Consider the following 14,107-nt stretch of genomic DNA (forward strand, 5'->3'; position numbering starts at 1 on the left):
ACAATCTCGGGGGCGGGGGTGTTTTGGGGGGGCGCGGGCCACCCCCCCCCACCACAGGGGATGTGGCGGCCTTTTATGCTGCGATGGTGGCGGGTCAGTGGGCCCAACTGTCACTGATGCACCGCCATCGCAGGCAAGCCAGCTCCCACATAGGTTCTTGGTCGCTTCCGAAGCGTGTGTGCCGCAGGTAAACTGCGTTTCCCGTGTAAATGTCTGCAGGCTGGAGTCGGTAATGCGTAAAGATAAGAAACAGGTGATTGGTGACGAGATTGGCGACGACCAGATCAAGTTGTTCCTGGACTTCGAGCCGGTTGACGCGACTTCACCGTCCCTGCACAAACTGATCAAAGCCTACCGTGGCTTGCGTATCGACGACTTCGCGCGGTTCCTGGGCTTTTTCAAGGAAGCGGGCCTGGATCTGGATGGCAAGGACGAGCATGGCCAGACCTTCGTTGACCTGATCAAGGATCAGCGCAACGCCGATGAGTACATCGAGCTGATCAACACCGCTCGCAGCTGAGTGCCCGAGACCTAAAAAAACGCCCCGTTCTCATGCCGAGAGCGGGGCGTTTTTTATTGCGTCAATGCCTTATGCGTAGCTTTCGGCTTCGTTGCTTTGCTCAACCAGTTCCAGGCTGATGTTGTTCTGCGTATTGATCTTGCGATACAGCTCGGCATCGGTCTCCAGGACTTTTTCGCGCGCCGGGAAGATCTCGTGCAGTTTGGCCGCCCACTCGCCCGCAGCCTTTTGCGGGAAGCAGCGCTCGATCAGTTCCAGCATGATCGACACGGTCACCGAAGCACCTGGAGACGCGCCCAGCAGGGCGGCCAACGAGCCGTCTTTGGCCGCAACCAGCTCGGTGCCAAATTGCAGCACCCCGCCTTTTTTCGGGTCTTTCTTGATGATCTGCACCCGCTGGCCGGCGACTTCCAGGCGCCAGTCTTCGGCTTTCGCCTCAGGGTAGAAGCGGCGCAGGGATTCCAGGCGTTGCTCCATGGATTGGCGCACTTCGCTGACCAGGTACTTGGTCAGGTCCATGTTGTCGCGAGCCACGGCCAGCATCGGGCCGATGTTGCCGGCGCGAATCGACATTGGCAGGTCCAGGAACGAGCCGTGCTTGAGGAACTTGGTGGTAAAACCGGCGTAGGGCCCGAACAGCAGGGATTTCTTGCCATCGACCACACGGGTGTCCAGGTGCGGCACGGACATTGGCGGCGAACCCACGGCGGCCTGGCTGTAGACCTTGGCCTGGTGGTGCTTGACCACCTCCGGGTTGTCGCAACGCAGCCACTGGCCGCTGACCGGGAAGCCGCCGAAGCCTTTGCTTTCCTCGATGCCCGAGGCTTGCAGCAGCGGCAGGGCCGCGCCACCGGCGCCGAGAAACACGAACTTGGCGTCGACTTCACGGCTGTTGCCGCTGTTGACGTCCTTGATGCTCACGGTCCAGCCCGCGCCGTTGCGCTTGAGGCCAGTGACGCGCTTGCAGTACTTGACCTGCGCATCCGGTGCGCTGGTCAGGTGCGACAGCAATTGATTGGTCAGGGCGCCGAAGTTGACGTCGGTGCCATTCATCACGCGGGTGGCAGCGATTTTTTCGTCGAGCGGGCGGCCCGGCATCATCAGCGGCATCCACTCGGCCATCTCGCTGCGGTCTTCGGTGTAGTGCATGTCCGAAAACGCGTGGTGCTGGCTGAGGGTTTCAAAGCGCTTTTTGAGGAAGGACACGCCTTTGTCGCCCTGCACGAAGCTCAGGTGCGGCACCGGGCTGATAAAGGATTTGGACGAGCCAAAGGTGCCTTTTTTGGTCAGGTACGCCCAGAACTGCTTCGACACCTCGAACTGGGTGTTGATGTGCACGGCTTTCTTGATGTCGATGGAGCCATCGGCGGCCTGCGGCGTGTAGTTCAGCTCACACAGCCCGGCGTGACCGGTACCGGCGTTGTTCCACGGGTTGGAACTTTCCGCGGCACCCGAATCCATCAGCTCAACGACTTCCAGCTTGAGGCCGGGGTCGAGCTCTTTGAGTAGTACGGCCAGGGTGGCACTCATGATGCCGGCCCCTACCAGTACTACGTCGACTGCTTCGTTATGCGCCATTTAACGCGTCTCCAAAATCTGCAGCACCAAATTGACGGCATGGCTGCCAGGAGTGACGGGGCGGTTCACGTGTTGCCCCAGGTTACCCATGGCCAGGATCGCCATGTCCGATTCGCAATTCTTTGCAACTTCAGCACACGCTTCCTGCCGGGCTAATCTGCCTATGAACGCATTCATAGGCGCCTGTGGCAATTCGACTTATGGTCAAAGCGTGCGATTTGTGCAACCAATCCGTAGCGGACAGGCTCAAGCTCCGGTGTTTGAGGAGTGCTCGGTCCTGTGTGGTTGGGCTGTTCCAGACGCTGATGGTGCTTGTACAAACGCCAAACTATTCATTTGCTCGCCACACTCTTGTGAAGTTGTGAAAACCCGTTTTTTCACGCTCTTTTGAAGACGTGAACCTCAAAAAAGGGCTGCCCCAGCCTGGCACCTGGCCCGCAAACCTCTGCCGACACGCGGCAAAACGGGCAAACAACTCAAGTGGCCGAGCGCAATGGCAGCTCTGGCAGATTCGGTAAGGCGGGTGGGTTGCAAAGAAAACAGCAAGCGCGCCAGCTTCACTCGATCTGTGTGGGCGGCTCTCTGTGGGCGATTGTTGGGTTAATACCGAGGCATTAACGATGCTGCGAGGCCCGATCAGGAGACGTCCTTATAATCGGGGGGAGATTGTAGCGAAGAACGCCGGGGAAATGGGCGTGTTTTATGACTTTTATTCGTGTCTTGGTCAGGAGGCCAACGCATGCCGCGGTTGTGCGTGCGTAACCTTCGGGCTGACCCGCGCGCTTGCCGGCAGCGGGCGGTGCATCCAGCCCAGGTGAGTCTCCGACACTTCCACCCAACCTTCGCCGACAGGCGGCAGGCTGCACTGCTTGAACGCCAGGCAATGGCCGTGCGCATCAAGCAGCGCATAGTGGCGATGACGGGCGTGTTGCATGAACAATGACTTGAGAAGGCGCATGGCTTTGTACCTGTTGCGTTACATGCTTGAAGGTTGCCAGTGTGGCATGACATTGGAATGACGGATTTATGCGAAATTGTAATTTGAGCATGCCTTCAGCTGCCGTTCAGGATGGCTGGTGAGTGGCGCGCATGCACCGTTATACTGGCGCCCTGTTTGCATCTAGTCCTGGAGAAATGAGTATGTTGCAACGCCTGTTGTTCGGTTTGATCACTGTGACCAGTTTGACCCTGGTTGGCTGCGCCAACAGCCCGCAACAACTCAGCCCGCAACCTAAAGTCACCGCGCAGCTGGCGCCTGTCGGTCACGGCCAGCCGGTATCGGTGCGTGTGGTGGACGGTCGTCCGTCGCCGACGCTGGGTTCGCGTGGCGGGCTGTACCCTGAGACCGCGCTTATCTCGGTCACCGGTCAAGACGTGCTGCCCAAGCTGCAGGCCCAGGCCGAAGCCGCCGTGCGCCTGTTGGGCTTCACACCTGCCAACTCGCCGGGCGCGCCTCAGCTGACCATCACCCTGGCCGAACTGAAATACCAATCGCCCAAAGAAGGCTTGTACGTGACTGAAGCTTCCATTGGCGCGACGTTCAAGTCCGACGTCAGTGCTGGCACCCGTCGCTACAGTGGCCGCTACGGCGCATCGCTGAATCAGCGTTTCGGCATGTCGCCCAACCAGGAGACCAACACCAAGCTGGTCAGCGACGTCCTCAGCGACGCCCTGACTCGCCTGTTCAAAGACCCAAGCATCGGCCAACTGCTCAGCGCGCAGTAACCCTGCATAAAAAAACCGGGCTCAGCGATGAGCCCGGTTTTTTTACGCCTGTCGCTTTCATGCCGCGGTTTCGACATAAAAGTCCAGCACACTCACACCGGTGAGCAGGTCCAGCTCCGGCAGGTCGGCGTGCTGGTGCCCGCCCAGCGCGCAATACACCAGCCAGTGGCGATCCTGGACATTGAAGGCCAGTGCGCCAACCAGCGCCTCTTGCTCATCGTTTGGGGCGATCAAATACAGCCGATCCTGGTTTTGCGCATGCAGCATGACAAGCTCCCGGGTGTTCGAAGGGCAACAGAGTGGCTTGTTAAGGTGACGTTCAGGTGACGCTGTAAATTAATGGATACATTAATCGTACTTGGGGGACGGAACGTTTCAGCGGCAGGAGGCCGATATCACTCAGGTTTGTATCTGAGTTGATACCAGCACACTGTACGACTGAGGTTTGCGATGGCGCTGCCTGCACTGCTGATCAATGTTGTGGCTCTACTGGTGGCCTGCCCAGGCGCAGCGCTGCTGTTCATTACCCGTTTGCGCGAGCAGCGCGCACTGGCCGATCTGACCGCGCAAAGCGAAGATCGCGCGATTGACCAGCCGATGTTGTTTCTGGATGTGCGCACCGAACGGGCGCATCGTCTGGCTTACCGCGTCGGGTTTGCCTGCCTTGGGCTGGCGCTGGCCACGTCCTGGCTCAGTACTCACCTCTAAAAAACACCACAAAACAAATGTGGGAGCGGGCTTGCCCGCGAATGCAGGGTCTGAGTCGATACATCCTTGACTGAGCCACCACTTTCGCGAGCAAGCCGGCTCCCACATTTTGCTTCGGTGTTTACAGTGGAATCCCGGCTTTAACCCGATATTGATTCCTCACCGGCGTCGCGTACTGCACCACCAGGTACGGGCGATGCTCGGCCGGGCACTCACTCAAGCGCCGCTCCCACTCCGCTTGCGCCTTGGCCAGCTCATCGGCCGGGAACACCTCGGCCGCCGTCGGTACCTGCAATTGCGGGTCGGCGTCGCTCCACTGCGCGTACGCCAGGTAATGCACCGGGAACAGGCGATAGCCGCCGAGAATCTGCCGGTCCATTTCCACCGCCAGCAGCTTGGTGTCCTCGAAACGCTCGGTGATCGGCGGCGCAAAATTCACATGCACACGGCCCTTGTAGCCGGTGATGCCCAGAGCGATGCTCACATCATCCTCGCCCGGCGCCTTGCTGTAGGTGCCGGTGGTGGCGCGGATATACAGTTCACGGGCCTTGGCCGTGTCGCAGGGGTCGTATTCGTAGCTGATCGACACCGGCGTCAGGTTCAGCGACTGGATCACCTCGGCAAACGGCTCATCCTTGCGGCTGACGTGAAACATCTTGAGGATCGCCGATTCGGTGCGATCATCGCCATCCTTGGCCCGGCCTTCGGCCTGGGCGATCCAGATCGACTGACAGTCGTTGCGGATCGAATGGTTGATGTAGGCCGACAGCAGGTTATACGCCGCCATTTTTTCCTTTCGCCCGGTGATCGAGCGGTGCACGATGAAGCTCTTGTTCAGGCGCATCAGGTCGCTGACAAACGGCTTTTGCAGCAGGTTGTCGCCAATGGCAATGCGCGGCGTCGGCAGGCCGGCGTGGTACACGGCGTAGTTGACGAAGGCGGGGTCCATCACGATGTCGCGGTGGTTGGCCAGAAACAGGTAGGCGGTGCCTGACTTGAGCTGCTCGACGCCGGTATAGGTAACGCCGTCGGTTGCGCGGTCAATGGTGTGGTCGACGTAATATTCGACTTTGTCCTGCAGCGTGGCCACGGTGGTGACACCGGCGAACTCGCGGCGCAACTTGCGGGCGATCATCGGCTTGAGCAGCCAGCCCAGGGCGCCGGCAAAGCGCGGGAAGCGGAAGTGGGTCAGGATGTCCAGAAAGGCCTTGTCACTGAACAGACGCGCCAGCACTGCCGGGACTTCGCTGTCGTTGTAAGGTCGGATGGTATCGAATTCGCCCATCATGCTCTCTTGTTAGAAACGGCTAGTGTAAGTAAAGGAAATATCAGGGTGCGGCCGCAATATTGGCTCTGCCGTGAATAGCCCTGTAAATAGACCGGCGATTATACGCACAAGTCACCTGGGAGACCGCGATGCTGGAAACCGAGTCGTACGATTGTCCTTATTGTGGTGAGCCGGCTGAGGCCGTGCTGGACCTTTCCGGCGGCGATCAGTCATACATTGAAGACTGCCCGGTGTGTTGCCGGCCGATAATCTTTGATCTGCAGGTGCACGGTGACGAATGGATGCTCACGGTCCGCAGCGAAAACGAGTAACAGGTACGCCCATGCAGCGAATCTATGAACCGGAAAACCTGATGGAAGGCGAGTTGCTGCAACAAATGCTCGCCAGCGAGGGCATCGAGGCGCACCTGGTGGGGCGCCATTTACTCGGTGGTACCGGCGAATTGCCGATTTTCGGCCTGCTGGGCCTGGAGGTAGACAACGACCAGGCCGTTTACGCCCGTGAGCTGATCACGGCCTACATCGGCGCGCAACCGCTGCCTGGCGACGAACCCGACAGCTTTCCCGACGTATTGGTCTGTTAGGCTGTCGGTCGGTTTACCCAAGAGTCGTGTTGCCCCATGTGTGGACGTTATGCCCTGTTTCGCTGGAACCCTACGTTTGCTGCCTTGCCGGGCTTCCCGGCCGACCAGCAGGCGCAGTGGAACATCTCCCCGAATGATTCGGTGCTGATTCAGCGCTTGAGCGAAGGCCAGCGCACCCTGGCGCGTGCGCGCTGGGGTCTGACGCCGCCCTGGCTGACTGACCTTTCCCGCACCCCCGCCCACGCCCGCGCCGAAACCCTGGCCGAACAACCGATGTTCCGTGAAGCCTTCCGCCAGCGCCGCTGCCTGCTGCCCGCCAACGGGTTTTACGAGTGGCGCGGCACCCAGCGCAAGCGCCCGTACTGGCTGACGCCGGGCGAGGGCTCGACCCTGTTTTTTGCGGCGATCTGGGAAGCGTATCCGGTGCAGGAGCAGGTGTGGCTGAGCACCGCGGTGGTGACCCAGGCGGCGCAGAGTCAGCGGAGGCCATTGATCCTGGATGCGGCGGGGCAGGAAGCGTGGCTGGATCCACAAACGCCGTTGCCTGTGTTGCAGGGTTTGCTGGCCAGTGAGCCGGCTGCGTTGCGCGAGCGGGTGTTGGCCAATATGGTCAATGACCCAAAACTGAATGGGCCGGAGTGCCTGACCCCTGGCTGAGGTTGGAGCCACTGGCCCCTTCGCAGGCAAGCCAGCTCCCACATTTGACGGTATTCACCCATCCAAATGTGGGAGCTGGCTTGCCTGCGATGGCGGCCCCAAACCCGCCACAAATCCCTAAACCTTGAACTGATTGATCAAGCGCCGCTGCTGCTCCGCCAGCTTGGTCAACTCCGCACTGGCTGCGCTCGATTCATCCGCGCCGCCCGCCACTTCATTGGCCACCTGGCCGATATTGATCACATTGCGATTGATGTCCTCGGCCACCGCGCTCTGCTCCTCGGCGGCGCTGGCGATCTGGGTGTTCATGTCGTTGATCACCGACACCGCCTGAGTAATCGTCTCCAGCGCTTCGGCCGCTTTCGCCGCATGCTGCACGCTTTCATCGGTGCGGTTCTGGCTGTCTTCCATCACCTTGACCACATCGCGCGTGCCTTGTTGCAACTGCTGGATCATGGTCTGGATTTCTTCGGTGGCCTTCTGCGTCTTCTGCGCCAGGTTGCGCACTTCATCGGCCACCACCGCGAAACCACGGCCTTGCTCGCCGGCCCGCGCTGCCTCGATGGCGGCGTTGAGCGCCAGCAGGTTGGTCTGCTCGGCAATCCCGCGAATCGCTGTGAGGATCGCGTTGATGTTCTCGCTGTCCTTGGCCAGGGTTTGCACCACGCCCACCGCTTTACCGATTTCCTGCGCCAATGCGCCGATAGACGTTGAGGTGTCGCGCACGATGAGCATGCCCTGGCTTGCGGCCTGGTCAGCGTGGCTGGCGGCTTGCGCGGCCTGGGTGGCGTTGCGCGCCACGTCCTGGGCGGTGGCCGTCATCTCATGCACCGCGGTGGCGACCTGGTCGATCTCGACCATCTGTTTGTGCACGCCCTGGTTGGTGCGAATGGCGATGTCGGCGGTGTGCTCCGACGAATCGCTGACCTTCTGCACCGAACTCACCACCTGGGTGATCATGCCCTGCAACTTGATCAGGAAGGTATTGAAGCCAGTGGCAATCGCGCCCAGTTCGTCGGCGCGGTCACTGGTCAGGCGGCGCGTCAGGTCGCCTTCGCCCTGTGCGATGTCATTGAGCATGGCCACCATTTGCTTGAGTGGGCGGGCGATGCCGTGGCCCACCAGCCAGATCACCAGCAAGCCGATGCCGGCAATCAACAGGCCCACCATGGCCATGCCGAAGGTGTCGGTCTTGCGCTGGGCTTGCAGGTCGCTTTGCAGTTTTTGCGAATCGGCCATCACCGCGCTCAGTGGCAATTGCAGCATCAACGTCCAGCGTGCTTCGGCCTGGCCGATGTTGAAGGGCAGGAACAGCTCGATGTGCCCGTGTTCCTTGTCGATGTCGTAGCGCACTTCGCCGACTTTCAACTGGCCGAGATTGGCCAGCTCGTTGCTGTCGAGCAAGTCAGCGGCTTTTTCGCCCAGCTTGCTCGCGTCCTTGGTGTAGGCCACCAGGCGACCATTGTTGGAAATCAGCGCCATTTCGCCAGCGCCGTTGTAGAGGTTCTGGTCGGCGCGGGTGAGCATGTCCTGGATGAAGTTCACCGACAGGTCGGCGCCGACGATGCCCTGGAAGGTGCCGTCGATCATGATCGGTTCGATAAACGAGGCCAGCATCACCATCGCATTGCCGACCTTGTAAGGTGCAGGGTCGATGGCGCAGGGCTTCTTGCTTTCTTTGGAGCACAGGTAGTACTCACTGGCGCGCACGCCAGTGGCGAGGATGTTCTGGTCGTTGACGTCGGCGAGTTTATCCAGGCCCAGGCTGCCATCGGCGTTGCGGTACCACCACGGCAGGAAGCGCCCGTCGGCGGCCATGCCGACGATCGGCGTGTTCACGTAGGCGGCGTCATTGTGGTCGATCGCATTGGGCTCCCAGCCGATATAGGCGCCGAGGATTTTCGGGTTGCGCACCACGGTTTCGTGCAGCAGGTTGATCAGTTGTTCGCGGCCCACTTGCAGGGCCGGTTCGCCCTTGGCGTCTTTCATGCCGAGCAGGGCGTTGGCTGTGGCCAGGCCTTTGGCGGTCACCAATGGCGCTTCCAATTCACGCTGGATCAACGTGGCCTGGGTTTGCGCCAGGGCGGTGAGCCGTTGCTCGATGACCTGCTCGAACTGCGCCTGGGTGCGTTGCTGCACCAGTTCCTGGGTGCGCGCGCCGGCGAACACCGCGTAGAGCACCAGGACAGCGACCACACTCAGCACAATGGCGCCGGTCAGTGCTGCGACAGAAAACTGAATCGACTTGAATTTCATGAACGCTCCGGGCGCAAGGGCAGGTGGGCTGCCTCTGTGTATCGGCCACGGGCTCGGGAGGCTTAAGGCTTGGCGGGCGAAATAGTGCCGAATGTCGCAAATGGACTGGTGGCCGCCGCTGTGGGCATGTGGGATGTATCTGAAAGTTAGCGGTTACACGTCTGTTGTATCTGGCGCCGATACACATGAGCGCCTAGGATACGCGCCATGTTTTCAGGGAGCGTGTTCATGAAGAAGTCATTGGCGGTAAGTGGTTTGGTTGCGGCGATGCTGCTGGCGGGTTGCCAGTCGGTAAACACCACCAGCGGCGGCGCCGTCGGGGTAGAGCGCAAGCAGTACATGTTCAGCATGTTGTCGAGTCAGGAAGTCGACCAGATGTATGCCCAGTCCTACCAGCAGACGCTGGGTGAGGCGAGTGGCAAAGGCATGCTCGACAAGACCAGTGCCAACGCCAAGCGCGTGCAGGCCATTGCCAATCGACTGATCGCCCAGGCGCCGACCTTTCGCCCGGATGCGGCGCAGTGGAAGTGGGAAGTGAACCTGATCAAAAGCGATGAGATGAACGCCAACTGCGGGCCTGGCGGCAAGATCTTCGTGTACAGCGCGTTGATCGACAACCTCAAGCTCACTGATGACGAACTGGCCGCGGTGATGGGCCATGAAATCGCTCACGCCTTGCGCGAACACGGCCGTGAAGCCATGTCCAAGGCCTACGGCATCGAGATGGCCAAGCAGGGCGCCGGTGCCTTGTTCGGCCTGGGCCAGGACAGCCTGGCGCTGGCCGATACGGTGGCCAACTACGGCATGACGCTGCCCAACAGCCGCGCCAATGAAAACGAAGCCGACCTGATCGGCCTGGAGCTCTCGGCCCGGGCCGGCTACAACCCGAACGCGGCCATCACGTTGTGGAACAAGATGGCCAAGGCTTCGGAAGGTGCGCCGCCGGAGTTCATGAGCACACACCCGGCCTCCGACAGCCGAATCGCTTCGTTGCAGGCGGCGATTCCGAAAGTAATGCCGCTTTACCAGCAGGCCAAAAAATCCTGAGTTAACGCGGACCCATGTGGGAGCTGGCTTGCCTGCGATGCAGGCGGCTCGGTCATTCAGAAATACCGAGTTGATGCTATCGCAGGCAAGCCAGCTCCCACATTGGATTGGGGTTTACAGGCCTAGATCCAGCCGCTGCTTTGCATGGCCTTGTACACCGCCACCACCGCCAGAACGAAGAACGCCGTGGCCGCCAGTCGACGAATCAAGGTCAACGGCAGTTTCTCCGCCGCAAAATTCCCCGCCAGAACCACCGGCACGTTGGCAATCAGCATGCCCAGGGTGGTGCCAATAATCACCAGCCACAGCTCAGGGTATTGCGCGGCCAGCATCACCGTGGCGATCTGCGTCTTGTCACCGATTTCGGCGAGGAAGAACGCAATCAGCGTGGTCAGGAACGGCCCGAATTTGCGCGTGGTACTGGCTTCGTCGTCGTCAAGTTTGTCCGGCACCAGGGTCCACAGCGCCGTGGCGCAGAAGCTCGCGGCGAGGATCCAGTGCAGCACCGCATCCGAGAAGAAGCTGCCGAACCAGGCCCCCACGGCACCGGCGGCCGCATGGTTGGCCAGGGTCGCGGCGACGATGCCGGCGATGATGGGCCAGGGCTTGCGGAAGCGAGCAGCAAGGATGAGCGCGAGCAGTTGCGTCTTGTCGCCGATTTCGGCCAGGGCAACGATTGCGGTAGGAACGAGTAATGAATCCAGCATCAGGTAAGTTTCCAGGGGCGGGTCGACACGGCTATGACACGTACAGCCTTCCCGCCCCGGGTAAGGTGTGCGTGTCATAGGTCTTGTCAAACCCCGGTCCGTCTGTGCGGACTCCTGGGTCGCATACGCCATGGTCTGCTGACCAAGTATGTTGACGTATGCCGGACGAGCATGGCGCTCGTGGGAGACTACTCCCCTAGGACGGAGCGGATTCTGCCTAGGCAAAACCCATTCGGCAAGCCTTCTTTTTCAAAAAGCCATCAGCCGCGTTTGGCACGATAAATGCGAAAACCATTGCCTTCGGCCTTGATTGCACACACGCCCAAGTGCTCTTCGATCAGCGGTTGGTACTTGAGGAAACTGTTGGCCACCAAGCGCAGTTCGCCGCCTTTTGCCAGGTGTTTCGCCGCTTTTCGCAGCAAGTTTTCCGTGGCGAAATAGTCGGTGTGCACGCCGACATGGAACGGCGGGTTGCTCAAAATCGCGTTTAAACCCATCGGCGCGGCGTCGATGCCGTCACCGGTCAACACCTCGGCTTCCAGGCCATTGGCCGCCAAGGTCAGGCGGCTGCTGGCGGCGGCGAACGCATCCACGTCAAGCATTGTCACCGTGTTGTGCGGGTAGCGACGCTTGACCGCAGCGCCCAGCACGCCCGCGCCGCAGCCAAAGTCGAGCAAGTGCCCGCTGGGCAGCTTGTCCAGGTGTGCAAGCAACAGCTCGGTGCCGCGATCCAGGCGACCGTGGCTGAACACGCCCGGCAGGCTCACAACCTTGAGCGGCCCTTCGGCCAGTGGCACGTCAAACACCTGCGCCAGGCTTTCCAGTTCGACTGCTTGCGGCGCATTGGCCACGGTGACCTGCCACAGCTGGCAGTGCCGCGCGTTGTCGAGCTTGCGGGGCTTGCCGAACGGAGTCATCTGCTTGGCGGCGCTTTCGATACCGCCTTTTTTCTCGCCGACCAGAAACAGCTCGGCGCCGGGCAGGCGTGCGGCCACGGCGTTGAGCAGGTAGTCGGTGAGGTCCTTGGACTTGGGCAGGAAAATCACCGCCGCATCAAAATCGCGCTCGGGCGCGTTCACGCCGAAATGGCTGCGCTCGGGGAAGCGTGCATCAAGCGCCGCCTGGTCGCCGGCATGCCAGCTCCAGCCGTGGGCATTGGGCAGGCGGCCGAGCAAATCGTCGGCGGGCAAACCTACCAGCAGCAGGTTGCCTTGAAAAAGTTCGGCCTGACGAAGCAGTACTTCACTGCGCGGATCCATGGTCTGCTCCTTGAAAAGGGGCGCAGTTTATCAACTGACGACGCGCAGCGGGGTGCCGTTGAAAAAGCTGCGAGCGTTTTCCGCCAGTTGGCCAACGATGCGCTGCCGCGCTTCGCGACTGCCCCAGGCGTTGTGGGGTGTCACGATCAAGCGAGGAATATCGCCGGCCAGCAGCGGGTTGCCATTGACCGGTGGCTCCACGCTCAGCACATCGGTGGCCGCACCGCCCAGATGGCCGCTGCGCAACGCGTCTGCCAGGGCTTGTTCGTTGATCAAGCCACCGCGCGCGGTGTTGACGATAAACGCGCCGGGCTTGAGCCGTGCCAGTTCGCGGGCGCCGATAAAGTCGCGGGTGTGTTCATTGAGCGGGCAGTGCAGGGTCAGCGCGTCGACTTGCGCGAGCAGTTCATCCAGGGGCACGCGGTCAGCGCGGGCAGGGCGGCCCGGAATTGCGCCGAGCACCACGCGCATGCCGAAGGCTTCGGCCAGGCGCGCGACGGCGCTGCCCAGTTCGCCATGGCCGAGCAGGCCGAGGGTTTTGCCCTCCAGCTCGACAATCGGGTAGTCCAGCAGGCAGAACTGCTTGGCTTGTTGCCATTTGCCCGCGCTGACGTCGCGTTGGTAGTCGTTCAGGCGTGTCGCCAGATTCAGCAACAGCATGATCGTGTGCTGCGCCACCGACGGCGTACCGTAGCCCTGGCAGTTGCTCACCGTGATGCCATGGGCGCGGGCGGCGGCGAGGTCGACGTTGTTGGTGCCGGTGGCCGAGACCAGGATCAGCTTGAGTTCGGGGCAGGCTTGCAGCGTTTCGGTATTCAGCGCGATCTTGTTGCTGATGACCACTTGAGCGCCTTGCAGGCGTTCGACCACATTCTGCGGCGTGGTGTGCGCGTAAAGTTGCAGGTCGCTGAAGCTGTTGCGCAATTCGCTGAGGTCCAGGTCCCCAAGGTCCAGGGACGGGTGATCAAGGAAGACGGCGCGGCGATTGTTCGTCATCAACTGTACCTTTTGCGACAGGGTTCGAAGGCGTAATCTGCCGAGCCTATCAGATGAAATAATCAGATACTTAATGGAGTGAGCATGTACGCCGCCGAGTTTTTGACCGTAGCCCTGATTCACTTGTTGGCGGTGGCCAGCCCCGGCCCGGATTTCGCCGTGGTGGTGCGCGAGAGTGTGACCCATGGCCGTCGCGCCGGCACCTGGACCGCGCTGGGGGTGGGCTCGGCGATTTTCCTGCACGTGGGCTACTCGCTGCTGGGGATCGGTTTGATCGTGTCGCAGTCCATCGTGCTGTTTAACGCGCTGAAGTGGGCGGCGGCGGCGTACTTGCTGTACATCGGTTTCAAAGCGTTGCGCGCGCAGCCGGCCAAGCCGGTTGCCGAGGGTGAGTTGCAGCCTGAAGTGGGTGAGCGCACTCCGCGTGCGGCGTTTACTGCGGGGTTTGTGACCAATGGTTTGAACCCCAAGGCCACGCTGTTTTTTCTGTCGCTGTTTACGGTGGTGATCAATCCGCACACGCCGCTGGCGATCCAGGCTGGATACGGTGTGTACCTGGCGGTGGCGACGGCGTTGTGGTTTTGCCTGGTGGCTATGTTGTTCAGTCAGCAGCGGGTGCGTGCGGGATTTGCGCGGATGGGGCATTGGTTTGATCGGACCATGGGGGCGGTTTTGATTGCGATTGGTGTGAAGCTTGCGTTTACGAGTATGAAGTGAGGGGTTGGGTTTGGTTTGTGCTGTGGGAGGGGGGATATATCCGTTGCTGCGGTAACGGCGGCTGGC

16 protein-coding genes, 1 pseudogene and 1 riboswitch are annotated in these 14,107 nt (G+C 60.9%); of the genes and pseudogenes, 8 read left to right on the plus strand and 9 right to left on the minus strand.

Translation table 11 applies throughout. The features are described from left to right. Nucleotides 1-232: 232 nt before the first annotated feature. Nucleotides 233-520, plus strand: coding sequence for a PA4642 family protein (locus NTD89_RS07450; protein WP_262206921.1), 288 nt, complete (start codon nucleotides 233-235; stop codon nucleotides 518-520). A 69-nt stretch (nucleotides 521-589) separates the two neighbouring features. Here the strand turns inward: NTD89_RS07450 and mqo are convergent, their stop codons facing one another. Then, the gene (gene mqo, locus NTD89_RS07455; RefSeq protein ID WP_106578695.1) at nucleotides 590-2,098 is read right to left on the minus strand and encodes a malate dehydrogenase (quinone); all 1,509 of its coding nucleotides are present in this window, start codon (nucleotides 2,096-2,098) and stop codon (nucleotides 590-592) included. Between the two features lie 724 nt (nucleotides 2,099-2,822). Continuing rightward, on the minus strand, nucleotides 2,823-3,056 hold the full coding sequence (locus NTD89_RS07460) for a hypothetical protein (protein WP_145165156.1): 234 nt from the start codon (nucleotides 3,054-3,056) through the stop codon (nucleotides 2,823-2,825). Between the two features lie 182 nt (nucleotides 3,057-3,238). Here NTD89_RS07460 and NTD89_RS07465 point away from each other — a divergent pair, with 182 nt between their 5' ends. Then, on the plus strand, nucleotides 3,239-3,823 hold the full coding sequence (locus NTD89_RS07465; protein WP_064450736.1) for a YajG family lipoprotein: 585 nt from the start codon (nucleotides 3,239-3,241) through the stop codon (nucleotides 3,821-3,823). A gap of 57 nt (nucleotides 3,824-3,880) precedes the next feature. Here the strand turns inward: NTD89_RS07465 and NTD89_RS07470 are convergent, their stop codons facing one another. Then, nucleotides 3,881-4,090 carry a hypothetical protein gene (locus NTD89_RS07470; RefSeq protein ID WP_106578697.1) on the minus strand — a complete coding sequence of 70 codons (210 nt, stop codon included), beginning with the start codon at nucleotides 4,088-4,090 and terminating at the stop codon, nucleotides 3,881-3,883. Between the two features lie 183 nt (nucleotides 4,091-4,273). On the opposite strand from NTD89_RS07470, the gene NTD89_RS07475 reads away from it, so the two are divergent. Next, on the plus strand, nucleotides 4,274-4,531 hold the full coding sequence (locus tag NTD89_RS07475) for a hypothetical protein (RefSeq protein WP_145165154.1): 258 nt from the start codon (nucleotides 4,274-4,276) through the stop codon (nucleotides 4,529-4,531). Nucleotides 4,532-4,652: 121 nt separating this feature from the next. Here the strand turns inward: NTD89_RS07475 and NTD89_RS07480 are convergent, their stop codons facing one another. Beyond that, the gene (locus NTD89_RS07480; protein WP_178119739.1) at nucleotides 4,653-5,816 is read right to left on the minus strand and encodes a 1-acyl-sn-glycerol-3-phosphate acyltransferase; all 1,164 of its coding nucleotides are present in this window, start codon (nucleotides 5,814-5,816) and stop codon (nucleotides 4,653-4,655) included. A 131-nt stretch (nucleotides 5,817-5,947) separates the two neighbouring features. Here NTD89_RS07480 and NTD89_RS07485 point away from each other — a divergent pair, with 131 nt between their 5' ends. The 3 genes from NTD89_RS07485 to NTD89_RS07495 are packed head-to-tail and all read left to right on the plus strand — an operon-like array spanning nucleotide 5,948 to nucleotide 7,059. Continuing rightward, nucleotides 5,948-6,130, plus strand: a complete 183-nt coding sequence (locus NTD89_RS07485) for a CPXCG motif-containing cysteine-rich protein (RefSeq protein WP_145165150.1) — start codon at nucleotides 5,948-5,950, stop codon at nucleotides 6,128-6,130. A gap of 11 nt (nucleotides 6,131-6,141) precedes the next feature. Next, a complete protein-coding gene (locus NTD89_RS07490; protein ID WP_106578701.1) occupies nucleotides 6,142-6,402 on the plus strand; it encodes a putative signal transducing protein in 261 nt (86 codons plus the stop codon). A gap of 36 nt (nucleotides 6,403-6,438) precedes the next feature. Continuing rightward, complete coding sequence (locus NTD89_RS07495) at nucleotides 6,439-7,059, plus strand: SOS response-associated peptidase (protein ID WP_262206924.1); 621 nt, start codon at nucleotides 6,439-6,441, stop codon at nucleotides 7,057-7,059. 117 nt (nucleotides 7,060-7,176) lie between these two features. Here the strand turns inward: NTD89_RS07495 and NTD89_RS29490 are convergent, their stop codons facing one another. Together NTD89_RS29490 and NTD89_RS29495 are read right to left on the minus strand one after the other, a co-directional pair. Further along, nucleotides 7,177-8,019, minus strand: coding sequence for a methyl-accepting chemotaxis protein (locus NTD89_RS29490; protein WP_370004727.1), 843 nt, complete (start codon nucleotides 8,017-8,019; stop codon nucleotides 7,177-7,179). A 15-nt stretch (nucleotides 8,020-8,034) separates the two neighbouring features. Next, nucleotides 8,035-9,315: pseudogene (locus NTD89_RS29495) on the minus strand (HAMP domain-containing protein); the annotation flags it as partial. Nucleotides 9,316-9,543: 228 nt separating this feature from the next. Between NTD89_RS29495 and NTD89_RS07505 the strand changes: the two are divergent. Continuing rightward, nucleotides 9,544-10,362 carry a M48 family metallopeptidase gene (locus tag NTD89_RS07505; protein ID WP_145165144.1) on the plus strand — a complete coding sequence of 273 codons (819 nt, stop codon included), beginning with the start codon at nucleotides 9,544-9,546 and terminating at the stop codon, nucleotides 10,360-10,362. Between the two features lie 122 nt (nucleotides 10,363-10,484). Here the strand turns inward: NTD89_RS07505 and NTD89_RS07510 are convergent, their stop codons facing one another. From NTD89_RS07510 to NTD89_RS07520, 3 genes are all read right to left on the minus strand, one after another. Next, on the minus strand, nucleotides 10,485-11,069 hold the full coding sequence (locus tag NTD89_RS07510; RefSeq protein WP_016974259.1) for a TMEM165/GDT1 family protein: 585 nt from the start codon (nucleotides 11,067-11,069) through the stop codon (nucleotides 10,485-10,487). 89 nt (nucleotides 11,070-11,158) lie between these two features. Beyond that, nucleotides 11,159-11,278: riboswitch (yybP-ykoY riboswitch) on the minus strand. Nucleotides 11,279-11,329: 51 nt separating this feature from the next. Then, nucleotides 11,330-12,328 (minus strand): class I SAM-dependent methyltransferase, encoded by a 999-nt coding sequence (locus tag NTD89_RS07515; protein ID WP_262206927.1) that lies wholly within the window; start codon nucleotides 12,326-12,328, stop codon nucleotides 11,330-11,332. Nucleotides 12,329-12,358: 30 nt separating this feature from the next. Further along, nucleotides 12,359-13,324 carry a 2-hydroxyacid dehydrogenase gene (locus NTD89_RS07520; protein ID WP_262206929.1) on the minus strand — a complete coding sequence of 322 codons (966 nt, stop codon included), beginning with the start codon at nucleotides 13,322-13,324 and terminating at the stop codon, nucleotides 12,359-12,361. An 84-nt stretch (nucleotides 13,325-13,408) separates the two neighbouring features. On the opposite strand from NTD89_RS07520, the gene NTD89_RS07525 reads away from it, so the two are divergent. Then, a complete protein-coding gene (locus NTD89_RS07525; protein WP_145165138.1) occupies nucleotides 13,409-14,041 on the plus strand; it encodes a LysE family translocator in 633 nt (210 codons plus the stop codon). Nucleotides 14,042-14,107: the final 66 nt, after the last annotated feature.

This window comes from Pseudomonas sp. 14P_5.3_Bac1 (assembly GCF_025466135.1).
Taxonomy (GTDB): domain Bacteria; phylum Pseudomonadota; class Gammaproteobacteria; order Pseudomonadales; family Pseudomonadaceae; genus Aquipseudomonas.